This is a genomic window from Amycolatopsis sp. NPDC058986, from assembly GCF_042741125.1.
Lineage (GTDB): Bacteria > Actinomycetota > Actinomycetes > Mycobacteriales > Pseudonocardiaceae > Amycolatopsis.
The window spans coordinates 26,167-39,684 of sequence record NZ_JBHYJW010000056.1 but is presented as its reverse complement, the minus strand read 5'-3'; the positions used below and the strand labels follow the sequence as shown (position 1 = coordinate 39,684).

12 protein-coding genes and 1 pseudogene are annotated in these 13,518 nt (G+C 69.2%); 5 read left to right on the top strand and 8 right to left on the bottom strand.

The window, feature by feature from the left end:
* Positions 1 to 111 precede the first annotated feature (111 nt).
* On the top strand, positions 112 to 591 hold the full coding sequence (locus tag ACFW0G_RS35640; protein WP_378329886.1) for a DUF309 domain-containing protein: 480 nt from the start codon (positions 112 to 114) through the stop codon (positions 589 to 591).
* Between the two features lie 58 nt (positions 592 to 649).
* On the opposite strand, the gene ACFW0G_RS35635 is transcribed toward ACFW0G_RS35640, so the two are convergent.
* Positions 650 to 1,273, bottom strand: coding sequence for an MBL fold metallo-hydrolase (locus ACFW0G_RS35635; protein WP_378329885.1), 624 nt, complete (start codon positions 1,271 to 1,273; stop codon positions 650 to 652).
* An 88-nt stretch (positions 1,274 to 1,361) separates the two neighbouring features.
* Between ACFW0G_RS35635 and ACFW0G_RS35630 the strand changes: the two genes are divergently transcribed.
* Entirely contained in the window at positions 1,362 to 2,591 is a 1,230-nt protein-coding gene (locus ACFW0G_RS35630; RefSeq protein ID WP_378329884.1) for an NADH:flavin oxidoreductase/NADH oxidase family protein, read from the top strand.
* Here the strand turns inward: ACFW0G_RS35630 and ACFW0G_RS35625 are convergent.
* From ACFW0G_RS35625 to ACFW0G_RS35605, 5 genes are all read right to left on the bottom strand, one after another.
* Entirely contained in the window at positions 2,588 to 3,274 is a 687-nt protein-coding gene (locus ACFW0G_RS35625) for a Pr6Pr family membrane protein (RefSeq protein WP_378329883.1), read from the bottom strand. The genes ACFW0G_RS35630 and ACFW0G_RS35625 overlap by 4 nt on opposite strands.
* 164 nt (positions 3,275 to 3,438) lie before the next feature.
* Positions 3,439 to 4,758 carry a S8 family serine peptidase gene (locus ACFW0G_RS35620; RefSeq protein ID WP_378329882.1) on the bottom strand — a complete coding sequence of 440 codons (1,320 nt, stop codon included), beginning with the start codon at positions 4,756 to 4,758 and terminating at the stop codon, positions 3,439 to 3,441.
* A gap of 159 nt (positions 4,759 to 4,917) precedes the next feature.
* Positions 4,918 to 6,456, bottom strand: a complete 1,539-nt coding sequence (locus ACFW0G_RS35615; protein WP_378329911.1) for an ATP-dependent DNA ligase — start codon at positions 6,454 to 6,456, stop codon at positions 4,918 to 4,920.
* 106 nt (positions 6,457 to 6,562) lie between these two features.
* Positions 6,563 to 7,954: a PLP-dependent aminotransferase family protein gene (locus tag ACFW0G_RS35610; RefSeq protein ID WP_378329881.1), complete on the bottom strand. Its 1,392-nt coding sequence runs from the start codon at positions 7,952 to 7,954 to the stop codon at positions 6,563 to 6,565.
* A gap of 32 nt (positions 7,955 to 7,986) precedes the next feature.
* On the bottom strand, positions 7,987 to 8,856 hold the full coding sequence (locus ACFW0G_RS35605; RefSeq protein ID WP_378329880.1) for a helix-turn-helix transcriptional regulator: 870 nt from the start codon (positions 8,854 to 8,856) through the stop codon (positions 7,987 to 7,989).
* Between the two features lie 129 nt (positions 8,857 to 8,985).
* On the opposite strand from ACFW0G_RS35605, the gene ACFW0G_RS35600 reads away from it, so the two are divergent.
* Positions 8,986 to 10,011: an aldo/keto reductase gene (locus tag ACFW0G_RS35600; RefSeq protein WP_378329879.1), complete on the top strand. Its 1,026-nt coding sequence runs from the start codon at positions 8,986 to 8,988 to the stop codon at positions 10,009 to 10,011.
* Positions 10,012 to 10,079: 68 nt separating this feature from the next.
* Positions 10,080 to 10,922: pseudogene (locus ACFW0G_RS35595) on the top strand (DMT family transporter); the annotation flags it as partial.
* Here ACFW0G_RS35595 and ACFW0G_RS35590 read toward each other — a convergent pair.
* The gene (locus ACFW0G_RS35590; protein WP_378329878.1) at positions 10,920 to 11,384 is read right to left on the bottom strand and encodes an SRPBCC family protein; all 465 of its coding nucleotides are present in this window, start codon (positions 11,382 to 11,384) and stop codon (positions 10,920 to 10,922) included. The pseudogene ACFW0G_RS35595 and the gene ACFW0G_RS35590 sit on opposite strands and share 3 nt — an antisense overlap.
* A 44-nt stretch (positions 11,385 to 11,428) precedes the next feature.
* Between ACFW0G_RS35590 and ACFW0G_RS35585 the strand changes: the two genes are divergently transcribed.
* On the top strand, positions 11,429 to 12,028 hold the full coding sequence (locus tag ACFW0G_RS35585; protein WP_378329877.1) for a TetR/AcrR family transcriptional regulator: 600 nt from the start codon (positions 11,429 to 11,431) through the stop codon (positions 12,026 to 12,028).
* A gap of 63 nt (positions 12,029 to 12,091) precedes the next feature.
* On the opposite strand, the gene ACFW0G_RS35580 is transcribed toward ACFW0G_RS35585, so the two are convergent.
* Positions 12,092 to 13,489, bottom strand: a complete 1,398-nt coding sequence (locus ACFW0G_RS35580; RefSeq protein ID WP_378329876.1) for a class II fumarate hydratase — start codon at positions 13,487 to 13,489, stop codon at positions 12,092 to 12,094.
* Between the last annotated feature and the right edge of the window lie 29 nt (positions 13,490 to 13,518).

Below are 13,518 nucleotides of genomic sequence, written 5' to 3'. Positions count from 1 at the left end.
CGCCAGGATACCTGCATGCCACACTGAGTGCATGAGCGACGCTTGCGAGCGAATCATGGGCATCATGCGCCTTGAGGGATTGGACGCAGCCTCGCGGAGCGAGTCGATCGCATGAGCAACCGGGATCGCGACGAGGCGGGCCGCGCCCGCAACGCCCGCCCGCGCGACGGCCTCGGCAGGCCGTTGCCCTACGGCGCCGAAGGGGTCGAGCGTCAGCCCGAGGGGATCGCCCGGACCCCAGCCGAGACCGTGATCGAGGCGCAGCGCCTGCTCGACGAAGGAAAGCCGTTCCACGCGCACGAGGTGTTCGAGGACGCGTGGAAGGCCACGGACGGACCCACCCGGGAGCTCTGGCGAGGCCTCGCGCAACTCGCCGTCGGTCTCACTCATGCTGCGCGCGGCAACTGCGTCGGCGCGGCGGCGCTGCTGGAGCGAGGCGCGGCCAATATCGAACCGTTCCGTCAGGAGCCGCCGCACGGGATCGACGTCGCGGGGCTGCAGGAGTGGGCGCGCTCGCTCGCCGCGGAGGCGAAGGACCGGGTTCGGGTGGAGCCGGTCGCGCCGCGCCTACGTCCCGGGGCACAGCGATAGCAAAGGTCCCTCGCTCCCGCCCGGCGATAGCAAAGGTCCCTTGCTCTCTTTTTGCAGGTCAGGGCGTCGACCACGCTGCTGATCGGGCCTTCTCGGCGGCGATCGTCGTACTTTCGCCGTGGCCGGTGCGGACCGAGGTCGTGTCCGGCAGCGTGAACAGCCTGTCCCGGATCGAGCGCACGATGGTCGGGTAATCCGAGTACGACCGCCCTGTCGCGCCTGGCCCGCCGTGGAACAGCGTGTCGCCGGTGAAGACGATGTCGAGCTCTTCGGCGTGAAGGCAGATCGCGCCCGGCGCGTGGCCCGGCGTGTGGAGGACGCGCAGCGCTGTGCCTGCGATGGTCAACGTCTGCCCGTCGGCGAGGTCGCCGTCGGGCGCGCGGTCGGGGTGGGTGAGGTTCCAGACGACGCGGTCCTCGGGGTGCAGGAGGATCGGTGCTCCTGTTTCCGCCGCCAGTTCGGGGGCGGCATTGACGTGGTCGTTGTGCGCGTGCGTGCAGACGATCGCCCGCACCTTCCGGCCACCGATGGCGTCCGCGATGGCCCCGGCGTCGTGGGCCGCGTCGATCACGATCACCTCGGACTCGTCGCCGACGAGCCAGACGTTGTTGTCGACGTCCCAGCTGCCGCCGTCGAGCTCGAAGACGCCGGAGGTCACCACGTTCCGCACCGTTGCCGTCATGGGACGACCCTATCCAAGGTTGACATACCGCCGGTATCTACCGGAAGGTATCCTTACTGCCAGTAAGAACCGGGTCAGGGAGCGTGAGATGACGGCTGTCCGAGAACTCCTGTCCGAACCGCTGAAGCTTCGCTGCGGCGCTGTTCTTCCGCATCGGATCGCGAAGTCGGCGCTGAGCGAGCAGCTCGGTGACCGCCGCAACCGCCCGACCCGTGAACTCGCCGAGCTGTACCGGACGTGGGCCGAGGGGGGCGCCGGAGTGCTGGTGACCGGCAATGTCATGGTCGATCCCACCGCGCTCGGCGAACCCCGCAACGTCGCTCTGCCCGCGGAGCCCGACCCGGCCGAGTTCCGGCCGTGGGCGCGTTCGGTCGAGGGGACCGACGCGCAGCTGTGGGTCCAGCTCAACCATCCCGGCAGGCAGAGCCCACGGTTCCTTTCCCGGCAACCGGTCGCGCCCTCGGCCGTGCCATTCGGCGACCGTGGCATCCGGACCGCGTTCGCGGCGCCCCGCGCGCTGAACGGCGATGAGATCGAGGGGATCATCGACCGGTTCACGCTCGCGGCTCGGGTATTCGTCGAGGCCGGATTCAGCGGAATCCAGCTCCATGGTGCCCACGGCTACCTGATTTCGCAGTTCCTTTCGCCGCTGACGAACCTGCGGACCGACGAATGGGGCGGTGACGCGGCGCGGCGTCGACGGTTCCTGCTGGAACTCGTGCGGCGGGTCCGGGCGGAGATCGGTGACGACGTCCCGCTGTCGGTCAAGCTCAACAGCGCGGACTTCCAGCGGGGCGGGTTCGACGAGGGCGAATCGCTCGAAGTGGTTCGTCTGCTGGGCGAGGCGGGACTCGACCTGCTGGAGATTTCCGGTGGCACGTATGAGAAAGCCGCGATGATGGGCGCCGGCAGGGCGAGTACGCGCAAGCGCGAGGCCTACTTCCTGGACTACGCGGCCAAGGCGCGCGAAGTCAGCGATGTCGCGTTGATGGTGACCGGCGGTTTCGCCACGGCCGAGGGCATGGCCGACGCACTGGGCTCGGGCGCGCTCGACGTCATCGGTCTCGGCAGGCCGATGACCGTCGATGTCGGCCTCCCAGGACGGCTGCTCGCCGGAGAGGATGTCGAAGCCCAGCGGCTGTGCCCGAAGACGGGCATCCGGCTCGCCGACAGCCTGCTCGAAATCCAGTGGCACACGCAGCAGATGCACCGCGTCGCGGCAGGGAAGCCGGTCGATCGGCGGCGTGGTCCGCTCCGGACCCTCGTGCAGGGCGGGCTCGCGGACCCGCTCAACGCGTTCCGCCGGGTCCGCGGCTAACCAGCGTCCGCGGCCTCGGGCTGCGCCGGGGTTTTCGCGACCGCCTTGGCGTCGGCGCGGCGAGTGAACAGCCTGTCGAGCCCCAGCGCGCCGATCGCGAGTGCGATGAAGAACAAGCCGATGATCGCGCAGTTCAGCGTGATCCGGCCGTAGCCGAGCTTCGTGGCGTCGATGAACGGGTACGGGTAGTAGTCGATGATCGCGCCGCGGATCAGCGTGAAGGTCACCCAGGCGAGCGGGTAGAGCAGTGACCACCAGACCGTGCTCCAGCGCACCAGGCCGCGCGGCCCGCACAGCAACCAGCCGAGCACGCACATGATCGGCGAGACCTTGTGCAGCATCGTGTCCGCGAACAGCGCGAGTCCGTGCAGTTCGTACAACCCGGCGAGCGCGACCTGGTAGACGACGCCGGTCACGGTGATGCCGGCGAGCGCGCACAGCCACAACACCGGGAAGAGGCCCGTGGTGCGGGCGAGTCCGAGTGCGAGCAGCGCGGTCGTGATGGTGACCAGCACGTTCGAGTCGATGGTGAAGAAGCACAGCAGGTTCGCGACGCGGCCCGCCGCGGTGGCGAAGCGGCCCTCTGCGACGTTCGAGGTGGCGATGACCTGGGTGACCAGTCCCGTCAGCGCAGCCAGCGCGGTGAGCGCGAACCAACCGCGGGCGATCTTCGACTCCGGCATTCCTGGGACCGTACCCGGGGTACGCCCCGATACCCGTGGACCTCACCCGAACGGCGCGGCTGGTGGCTCGTGAGGGAGCAGGGGACCTTTGCTCACGCTCGTTAGCGCGCTAATCATTAGCGAGCCAAGAGACGATAGCAAAGGTCCCTTGCTCCTCTTCGCGCCTAGCGCAGCGCCTTGACCAGGGCGGGGACGAAGACCGAGGCGTCGATCGTGCCCCAGCCGCTGACGATGTCGAAACCCTTCGCGGCAGTGAAGCCGGTGACGCCGTCCTGGCTGTTGTCGCCGGTCACGACGTCGACGATGCCGGCCTTGGTGCCCTGCGGACCGAGCTTCGTGTACAGGGCGGGGTTGATTTGGCCGAGTTTGCCGTGGTGGGCCTGCACGGCGAGCGCGAGCACGCCGGCGAACAGCGGAGCGGACTGCGACGTGCCCTGCACGCCTTCCATGCTGATGTCCGGGAACGACCGCATCGTGCTGCCGGTGATGGTCTTGACGCCGTTCTGCCACGACGGCCGCGCATAGGCCTTCGACAGGCCTGCGCCCGAGCCGAAGCCGTTGTCCGCCACATTCACGACGTCGTCTGGCTTGGTGCGGTTGCCGCTGGCGTCCAGGTGCAGTTGCGTGCCACCGAGCGTCGTGACGCGCGGGTCGCTGGCCGGCCATTCGGCGACGCGGTACGGGTAGTTGCCCGGGCCGTAGAGATAACCGCCGGTCGGGCCGTCGTCACCGGACGAGGCCACCATCGTGATCCCGGCCCTGCTCGCGCGGTCCAGCGCCGGGTCGAGCGTCTTGATCGACTCGAACGAGGGGAAGTTCTCCTCGGTCGTGCCGAAACTCATCGAGATGACGTCGACCAGCTTGTGCTCGGTCATGTAGTCGACCGCGTGCATCATCTCCGGCAGTCCGGTGAAGCCCTGCGTCTCCGCCACCGGGGTCGCGGCGACGATGATCTTCGCGTTCGGCGCCATCGCGTGGATCATCGTGACGTCGAGGTCGGTCTCCCCGCCCCAGCCCTGACACGTCTTCGTGTCCACGCCCGGGGCGGTGCACGACGGCACCGGGCCCGAGGGCTGGATGACCTCGAGGTTGGCCGGCGGCAGGCCGTGGCTCTTCGAGTAGGCGTCCAATACGTCCTTGACCTTGTCGTCGCCGAAGGACACCAGAGTGGCCACCGAAGCGCCCGCGCCGGTGACGCCCGTGTTCCACAGCTTCGTGGCGTTGTACGCGGTGCTTTCCTTCGGCAGCGTGGCCATCGCTGCTTCGAGTTTCGCGACCCGCTGTTCGACGGTGTTCGCGCCGACGAACGATTGTGCTGCCGCGGAGAAGTGGTGCTTCGACGGCTGGTGCGCCACGTCCGGAGTCGGTGTCGCGCCCGCGGGCGTCGCGAACGCCGTCACGAGCAGTGCCGAACTCGCGAGCAAGGTCGCAGCGACGGCGGGCCGTCTGAGCTTCCTGACGGCATGGGGCACTCGAAGAGTCATTCGTGTCTCCCGGATTCTGAACGAGCGGAGAGGTCCGAAGACTCACTCTGGTTGATCCGGGGGAGCGGGAACATCGACTTTCGTCTGGCCTTTTACCGGAAAGGAACCACAAAGGACAGCGATGTCGGAAATGACGCATTCTCGTGACAGGATCAGTTTTTACTCCATTTCGGTGACCTCCGCAGGGCCTCCGCGCAGCAGCCCTCGCACGGTGTCGATCGTGTCGGCCTCACCAGGGTCCTTGTCCGGCCGATAGCGGACCACCCGCGCGAAGCGCAGCGCGAGCCCGCCCGGATACCGGGTACTCACCTGCGCGCCGTCGAGTTCGATCTCGACCACGACCTCCGGCCGCACGTACACCGTCCAGTCGTCGCGGCGGGTCTCGATTTCCTGGAACTTCTCGGTCTGCCACGCCAGTAACTCGTCGGTCATCCCCTTGAACGTCTTGCCCACCATGATCGGCGGGCCGCCGTCGGGGTCACGCGCGCCGAGATGCAGGTTCGACAGCGTGCCGGTCCGCCTGCCGTGCCCCCATTCGGCCGCGAGCACCACGAGGTCGATGGTGTGCACCGGTTTCACCTTGAGCCACGCGCGGCCCCGCCTGCCCGCGGCGTACGGCGAGGCGAGGTCTTTCACCATCACGCCTTCGTGCCCGGCCGCCATGGCCGCTTCCAGTACCGAGGCCGCGTCCGCCGGCGCGAGTTCGCCGGGGATGACGTGGTCCCCGGCAACCTTCCGGAGGGCCGTGTTGCGTTCGGACAGTGGTGCGTCGAGCAGGTCGGCGCCGTCGAGATGCAGACAGTCGAAGAAATACGGCCGCAGCAGCAATGCCCGCACCTGCTCCTCCCGCGTGCTGCCGAAGCGGCTCATCGTCTCCTGGAACGGCCGAGGCCGCCCGTCATCGGTCAGCGCGAGTGTTTCGCCGTCGAGGACCACCGATTCACACGGCAGCCCACGCACCAGCTCGACCAGTTCCGCGACACTGCCGGTGATCTCGCGCAAGGTTCTCGTGTAGACGTGGACCTCGTCGCCGAGCCGGTGCACCTGGATCCGTGCACCGTCCATTTTGTACTCGACAAGCGCATGCGCGTGCTCGGCGACGGCCTCGTCCAGCGACTCGGCGGGGGAAGCCAGCATCGGCCGGATCGGCCGCCCCAGGGTGAGCCGGAACTCCGCCAGCCGTGTCTCGCCGCCGGTCAGCGCCGCCAGCCCGGTGACCGGCAACCGTCCGGAAAGCATGAACGCCCGCCGCACATGCTCCACGCCGACCTCCGCGGCGACCGCGATCGCCTCGACCATCACTCCCTCCAGCGCGCCCTGTCGCAGCTCGCCGGTGACCAACCGGAACAGGAACTCCTGCTCGGCCTTCGTCAGCCGCGCGAACAACGCCCTCAGTACGTCGGCACGGCGTTTCACCGAACCCGCACCCGAGGCCGCCGCGACCTCACCCAGCGCGACGTCCACCTCGGCGACCGCGACCGATGGCTCAGCGGCGGGCGGGGTGGCGAGTTCGGCCAGGGTGCGCCAGCCCGCGCCGAGCCGGTCCTGCGCGGTCTGGCCGGTGAGGTACGCGATCACCGCGGGCAGCTCGTCCTCGCCGGAGGCACGCAGGAGCGAGGCCAGGACGGCGATCTTCGCCTTCCTGGACCTGGTCGCCGCCAGTTCGGCGGACGCGGTGACGATGTCGGTGAGGAGCACGTCAATCATCATGACCCGGACCACCGACATTTTCTGGCTGAAGTGCCTCGTCAGGCGTCTGGGTGCAGGTGGAGCCGGTCGAGCAGCCGCGTGGTGATCCGCCGGTTCAGCCGCCCGCGATCCGATCGACAGCGGCGCGGAGCCGCTCCGGCGGGAGCGCGGCGTAACCCAGCACGAGCCCAGGAAACGGGGGCCCTGCCGGGTTGTGCGTGAACTGCGACAACGCGGGGGCGTTCACCCCGCGTTCGGCGAGCATGGCTTGCGTCGCGGTGTCGTCCGTGCCTGCGGGGAGGCGCATCACGACGTGCAGACCCGCCGCGATGCCGACCGGCCGCCAGTCCGGGCGCCGCCGGGCGAGCGCGTCGAGCAGCGTGTCCCGGCGCTGCCGGTAGAGCCGCCGGGTGCGCCGCAGGTGCCGGTCGTACCCGCCGGAGGCGATGAGCCGCGCGAGCGCCGCTTGCGGTAGCGGCGCGCAGCCGAGGTCGTGCATGTGCTTGGTGGCGACGATCGTCTCCCGCAGCCTGGGCGGCGGGATCAGCCAGCCGATGCGCAGCGCCGGGGCGAGCACCTTGCTGACACTGCCGATGTAGCAGACACGCTCCGGATCCAACGCCCGCACAGCACCCAGAGCGGGCCGGTCGTACCGGTGTTCGGCGTCGTAGTCGTCCTCCACGACCACGCCGTCCACCTCGGCCGCCCAGCCGAGCAGCTCGCGCCTGCGGTCGGGATGCAGGGCGACACCGAGCGGGAACTGGTGGGCCGCGCTGACCACGACCGCGCGGCAGTCCGAAGTGGATAGACGAGCGGCGTCGATTCCCCTGTCGTCCACGGGAATGCCCACTGGGTAAAGGGATTGCCGCCGGAACAGTTCCGCCTGCCCGGGATGGCTCGGGTCCTCGACGGCGATCCTGCGCAACCCCTGCTCACGCAACGCGGCGCCGAACAGGGACAGTGCTTCGGCGGCTCCGCTCGTGATCACCAGGTCGTCCGGCCGGGTGGGCAGCGCCCGGACGCGGCCGAGGTAGGCGGCGAGTTCGGCGCGCAGCGCGGGATGCCCGGCCGGATCGGGATAGCCGAGTGCGGAATCCGGCGCGGTGGCCAGCACTTCACGTTCAGCGGCCAGCCATTCCGCGCGGGGGAACGCCGACAGCGCGGGCAATCCCGGACGGAGGTCGAAATCCCAGCGAGCCCGTTCCGGCGGAGGTGCTGACGGCGGCGTCCCGGTGTCCCCGAGCGGGGCGACGTGGGTGCCGGAACCGCGTTTGCCGATCAGGTACCCCTCGGCGATCAACTGCTCGTACAACGCGGTCACGGTGCCGCGGGCCACCCCGAGCTGACCGGCGAGATCCCGGCTGGAGGGCAGGCGCGTGCCGGTCGCGAGCGCCCTGGTGCGGATCGCCTCCCGCAGCGCCGCTTCGACCGCGCGGCCTCGCCGCCCGCCTGAGGCGGACACCGCGGGCAGGAGCAGTTCGCGCAGAGTGGTCCATTCAGTCTTCATTGCCGGGTCAGACTACGCCTGGACCACTTGAGTCAAGGGCGAATCCGTTCCTCCTCGGGGGCCGTGGTGGTCGAGTCGGTGATCCAGCTGGCGAGCAGACCCAGTGCCCGCTCGGTCTCCGAACCGGGCTGCGCGGTGTAGACGACCAGTGCCAGGTCGGGATCTTCGGGCAGGCGCAGCGTCTCGTAGTACAGGTCGAGTTCCCCGACGACCGCGTTGCGGACGATCTTGCGGCCGCGCGCCTTCTCGTGCACCGCGTGTGTCGCCCACAGCTTGCGAAAGTGTTCGCTGCCCAGCGAAAGTTCGCCGATGAGCCGGGCGAGCCGGGGATCGTCGGGATACTTCCCGCTCTCCGCGCGCAGGTTCGCGACGATCTCGCCCGCGACGGTGTTCCACTCGGGATGCAGTTCCTTGGTGCTCTCGTCGAGGAAGAACATCTTGGGGATGTTGCGCTCACTGGGCGGGATGGCGGGCAGATCGAAGCTGAGCGCGCCGCCGAGGGTGTTCCACGCCAGGACGTCGAGGTAGCGGCCGAAGACGAACGCGGGCGTCTGGATGGCGTCCAGCATGAGCCGCAGTTCGGGCCGCACGTGCTGGGGCCGCTGCCGGGCGGGGCGGCGCTGTTTCGGGGCGACGAGGTTGCGGAGATAGGTCACCTCGTCGTCTTTCAGCCCGAGCACCCGGGTGAGTGCGTCGAGGATCGAATCCGAGACGTTGCGGGCACGGCCCTGTTCCAGCCGCGTGTAGTAGTCGACGCTGATCCCGGCGAGCTGCGCGATCTCCTCGCGGCGCAGCCCGGCGACCCGTCGCTTGCCGACCCCGTCGGGCAGACCGAGGTCGGCGGGGTCCAGGGCGGCGCGACGGGCCTTGAGGAAGGCGCCGAACTCAGCTGCGTCACTCATGGCACCGAGTATCCACGCCCGCCCGGTGCATTGCCTGGTACTGCCAGACCTAGGTTGACCGTGACCTGGTCCGTCCTTTCCGTCGCGCCCACAGTGGACCTTGCCAGAGCGACGACGAGGAGGAACAAGATGCGACGGCGAATTCTGGGTGGCACGGGTATCTCGGTGAGCGAGTACGCGTTCGGCGCGATGATGCTGGGGAAATGGGGCAACCCGGACCACGAGGACGGGGTCCGGATGGTGCACGCCGCGCTCGACGCCGGCATCAACTTCGTGGACACCGCGGACATGTATTCCGACGGGGAGAACGAGCGGATCATCGGGAAGGCACTCAAGGGGCGGCGCGACGACGTGGTCCTCGCCACCAAGGGGTTCTTCCAGATGGGGACGGACCCGAACACCGGCGGGGCGTCACGCCGCTGGCTGACCAGGGCGCTCGACGACAGCCTGCGCAGACTGGACACCGACTACATCGACCTCTATCAGGTTCACCGCCCCGACCCGACGACCGACATCGACGAGACGCTGTCCGCCCTGTCGGACTTCGTGCGCTCCGGGAAGGTGCGTGCGGTCGGTTCGTCCGACTTCCCGGCCGAGCAGATCGTGGAAGCGCAGTGGGTGTCCGAGAAACGAGGACATGTTCGATTCCGGACCGAGCAGCCGCCGTACTCGATCTTCAGCAGGGCGATCGAAGCCGCGGTCCTGCCGACCGCGCAGAAATACGGGATGGGGGTGCTCACCTGGAGCCCGCTCGCCAGCGGCTGGCTCTCCGGCCGGTACACCTCGGCGTCCGATGTGGACCTCAGCGAGGGGAGGAAAGTATTGCAGCAGCACAAGTTCGACCCGGCGCTACCCGCGAACGCCGCCAAGCTGGCAGCGGTGGCCGAGCTGACGAAGGTGGCCGCGGACCTGGGGCGTCCGCTAACGCATCTCGCGCTGGCCTTCGTGCGAGCACACCCGGGGGTGACCTCGGCGATCATCGGGCCGCGGACGCCGGAACAACTCGACGACCTGCTGGCAGGCGCAGATCTCGTGCTGGACGACGACGTGCTGGACCGGATCGACGAGATCGTGCCGCCGGGCACCGACCTCAACCGGCTCGACGCCGACTACCTGCCGCCGGCCCTGGCCGACAAGACGTTGCGTCGCCGATGAACTGGTCCATTTTATAGAAGGGAGAGTGGCTCTAGAGATTGGACCACTGAGGCGGCGAGGCTGTCGGCATGGCAGTACTCCGACCCAAGGGCGCACGTGCGGGAGTGGCGTACGGGGTGTCGACCGCGGTGATCGTCGGCGGTTCGGTGCCGGTGACGGGCATGCTCGACGGCTATCCGGTGCTCACCGGCCAAGCGCTGCGTTACGCGCTCGCCGGTCTGTTGCTCCTGAGCTGGGCACGGCTCATGCGCAAGCCGTTGCCGCTGCCGCGGCTTCGGGACGTTCCGACGTTGGTCGCGCTGGCCGCGACGGGAATGGTCGGTTTCCAGGCGTGTCTGTTGCTGGCGCAGCGCTATGCCGAACCGGGTCTGGTCGCGGCGTTTCTCGGTGGGAGCCCGCTGGTGCTGGCGATTGTCGCGCCTCTGCTGGCCCGGCGACGTCCGTCCGTGGCGCCGATCGCCGGTGCGGTGCTGGCCGGCCTCGGTATCGCGGTGCTGTCGGGTGGGGGAGCGGCGCAAGGGCCGGGACTCCTGCTCGCCGCGGCGGCGATGTTGTGCGAGGCCTTGTTCACGTTGCTGGCCGTCGGGCTTGTCGCGCGGCTCGGGCCGCTGGCGACGTCGACGTGGAGTTGCTGTGCTGCGGCGGTCGGTGGCGCGGCGCTCGGCACGGTGGCGGATCCGGCCGGTGCCTGGCGGTGGCCGGACGGGCGTCAGCTCGCCGCGATGCTGGTGCTCGCAGTTCTGGTCACCGCGGTCGCGTTCGTGTTGTGGTACTCGGCCGTGGCGGCGCTCGGAGCCGACCGCGCGGGCGTGCTGATCGGCCTCATGCCGGTTTCCGGGCTGATCGTGTCGCTGGCGCTGGGAGCGCAGGACTTCCGGTTCGGCCAGCTCGCCGGTGTCGTACTGGTGTCATTGGGTGTGGTGGCCGGCCTGCGCCGTGGCAAGGCCGAGCAACGCCGAGCACTTCCGGTCGAAGTTCCGGACGATGTCACCGGCGATGATCCACACCATGACGGTCCGCAGCGGTCCGTGGAGGGTGATGTACTGGGTGAACTCGGTGTTCCCGCCACCGTCGGCGGCGAGGGTGAACGCGAGGTCCATGTGCCCGAGGGGGATGGGCTGGCGTACCGCGATTTCGCTGCCCGGGGTGCAAGCCGTGACAGTGAAGTCGTCCGCGAGCAGTGAGTGGCCACGGCCGCGGATCCGGCCGGTGGGATGGAAGAAACCCGTCGAGCCCGCCGTGAGCGGTCCGTGGAGCACTACACGTGCGAGGTCGGGATCCCAGCGGGGCCAGCTCGCGATGTCGGCGAGGACATCCCAGAGCGCGGCTGGGTCCGCGGGAAGGGTGCGGGTCGAGGTTCTGGTCCAGGTCATGGCCCGACGATATACGGAACTGTCGGTCTCGTAAACTGTGACCTATGACGGACAACCGACGTGGGCGGCCGCGGGTGCGGGGAATCGACGACGCCGTGCGGTCGGCGGTGAACGACCTGCTCGGGGAAGTTGGGTATCAGCGGTGCACGGTAGACGCGATCGCCGCGCGGGCCGGGGTCGGGAAGGCCGCGCTCTACCGGCGCTGGAAATCCAAGGCGGAACTGGTTTTCGCGGCCGCCATCCACGGCGACGCGCTGGCTTCCCCGGCGGATACCGGGACGTTGCGGGGAGACGTGGGAGAAGTGCTGGCAGCCATCCAGTCCTCTTTGGACGGACCGCAGGTGCGCAGCGCCCTGCCGGGCCTGCTGGCCGATGTCCAGGCCGACCCCGGACTGGCGGCGCGGTTCGGCGAGGTGTTTCTGGCGCGAGAGCGGGCGTACCTCGTCGAGATGCTCGACAGAGCCGTCGCCCGTGGCGAACTCGCGCGGCAACCCGACCTCGTGGCCGTACACGTGATGTTGCTCGGATCGGTTTTCGCCTGGCTTCACCTGTTGCAAGAGCCGGTGCCGTCGGATGGCTTGGCGGGCTTGCTCGCGAAACCGGTTCACGCTGGGCTTCGCGCCCTCGCGGACGAGCGGGAGTAGCAAGGGACCTTTGCTACCGCTCGGCGATAGCAAAGGTCCCTTGCTTCGCTTTTCGGGCCTCGGCTACTTGCCGCCGCGTGCCATGCGAAGGACGTCGAGTGCCTCGTCGAGCTGGGCCTCCGTGAGCTTGCCGTCCGCGACATAGCCGCGTTCCAGCACGACCTCGCGGATCGTCTTCAGCTCCTTCAAAGCCTGCTTCGCGACCGCGGCGGCCTCTTCGTAGCCGATGTACTTGTTCAGCGGCGTCACGATCGAGGGCGAGCCCTCGGCGTACTGCCGTGCGCGGTCGACGTTCGCGGTGACCCCGGCGAAGACCTTGTCCGCCAGCAGCCGGGACACCGCCGTGAGCAGCCGTGCGGACTCCAGCACGTTGCGGGCGATCACCGGCAGGTTCACGTTGAGCTGGAAGTTCCCCGCCGCGCCCGCGAACGCCACCGCCGCGTCGTTCCCGATCACCTGCGCGACGACCTGCAGCGTCGCCTCGGGGATCACCGGGTTCACCTTGCCCGGCATGATCGACGACCCCGGCTGCAGATCCGGCAGCGCCAATTCGGCGAGGCCGGTGCGCGGACCGGAGCCCAGCCACCGCAGGTCGTTCGCGATCTTGTTCAACGACACCGCCACGGTCCGCAGGTGCCCGGAGGTTTCGACGACGCTGTCCTGGGTCGCCTGTGCCTCGAAGTGGTCGCGGGCCTCGGTGAGAGGCAGGCCCGTCTCCTCGGCGAGCTGGGCCGAGACGGCCGCGCCGAAGCCGTCGGGTGCGTTGAGCCCGGAGCCCACGGCGGTTCCGCCGATCGGCAGTTCACCCAGCCGTGGCAGGCCGGAGCGCAGCCGCTCGATGCCGAACCGCACCTGCGAGGCCCACGCTCCCGCCTCCTGGCCGAGCGTGATCGGTACCGCGTCCATCAGATGCGTGCGGCCGGATTTGACGACGTCCGCCCATTCCGTGGCGCGCGCCTCGATCGCGGTGGCGAGGTGTTCCAGCGACGGGATGACGTCGGTCAGCACGGCCTCGGTCGCGGCGACGTGGATCGTGGTCGGGAACGTGTCGTTGGACGACTGCGACGCGTTGACGTGATCGTTCGGGTGCACGTCGCGGCCGAGCGCGCGGCTGGCCAGTGTCGCGATGACCTCGTTGGCGTTCATGTTCGACGAGGTGCCGGAACCGGTCTGGAACACGTCGATCGGGAAGTGCGCGTCGTGGGCGCCCCCCGCGACCTCGTCGGCGGCTTTCGCGATCGCTTCGGCGAGGTCGGCGTCGAGCACGCCGAGCTTGGCGTTGACCCGCGCCGCAGCCGCTTTCAGCAGGCCGAGCGCGCGGATCTGGGCGCGTTCCAGGCCACGGCCGGAGATCGGGAAGTTCTCGACGGCGCGCTGCGTCTGCGCGCGGTAGAGGGCGTCGGCCGGGACGCGGACCTCTCCCATGGTGTCGTGTTCGATCCGGTATTCCTGTTCAGCCATGGTCCCAGTTTCGCGCAGCGGCGGCGGCC

Excerpts from the sequence above, each read along its gene's own strand:
- ACFW0G_RS35590 (WP_378329878.1), bottom strand. The coding sequence starts at position 11,384 with ATGACCTGGACCAGAACCTCGACCCGCACCCTTCCCGCGGACCCAGCC.
- ACFW0G_RS35630 (WP_378329884.1), top strand. The coding sequence starts at position 1,362 with ATGACGGCTGTCCGAGAACTCCTGTCCGAACCGCTGAAGCTTCGCTGC.
- ACFW0G_RS35610 (WP_378329881.1), bottom strand. The coding sequence starts at position 7,954 with ATGAAGACTGAATGGACCACTCTGCGCGAACTGCTCCTGCCCGCGGTG.
- ACFW0G_RS35605 (WP_378329880.1), bottom strand. The coding sequence starts at position 8,856 with ATGAGTGACGCAGCTGAGTTCGGCGCCTTCCTCAAGGCCCGTCGCGCC.
- ACFW0G_RS35600 (WP_378329879.1), top strand. The coding sequence starts at position 8,986 with ATGCGACGGCGAATTCTGGGTGGCACGGGTATCTCGGTGAGCGAGTAC.
- ACFW0G_RS35620 (WP_378329882.1), bottom strand. The coding sequence starts at position 4,758 with ATGACTCTTCGAGTGCCCCATGCCGTCAGGAAGCTCAGACGGCCCGCC.
- ACFW0G_RS35640 (WP_378329886.1), top strand. The coding sequence starts at position 112 with ATGAGCAACCGGGATCGCGACGAGGCGGGCCGCGCCCGCAACGCCCGC.
- ACFW0G_RS35580 (WP_378329876.1), bottom strand. The coding sequence starts at position 13,489 with ATGGCTGAACAGGAATACCGGATCGAACACGACACCATGGGAGAGGTC.
- ACFW0G_RS35585 (WP_378329877.1), top strand. The coding sequence starts at position 11,429 with ATGACGGACAACCGACGTGGGCGGCCGCGGGTGCGGGGAATCGACGAC.
- ACFW0G_RS35625 (WP_378329883.1), bottom strand. The coding sequence starts at position 3,274 with ATGCCGGAGTCGAAGATCGCCCGCGGTTGGTTCGCGCTCACCGCGCTG.
- ACFW0G_RS35635 (WP_378329885.1), bottom strand. The coding sequence starts at position 1,273 with ATGACGGCAACGGTGCGGAACGTGGTGACCTCCGGCGTCTTCGAGCTC.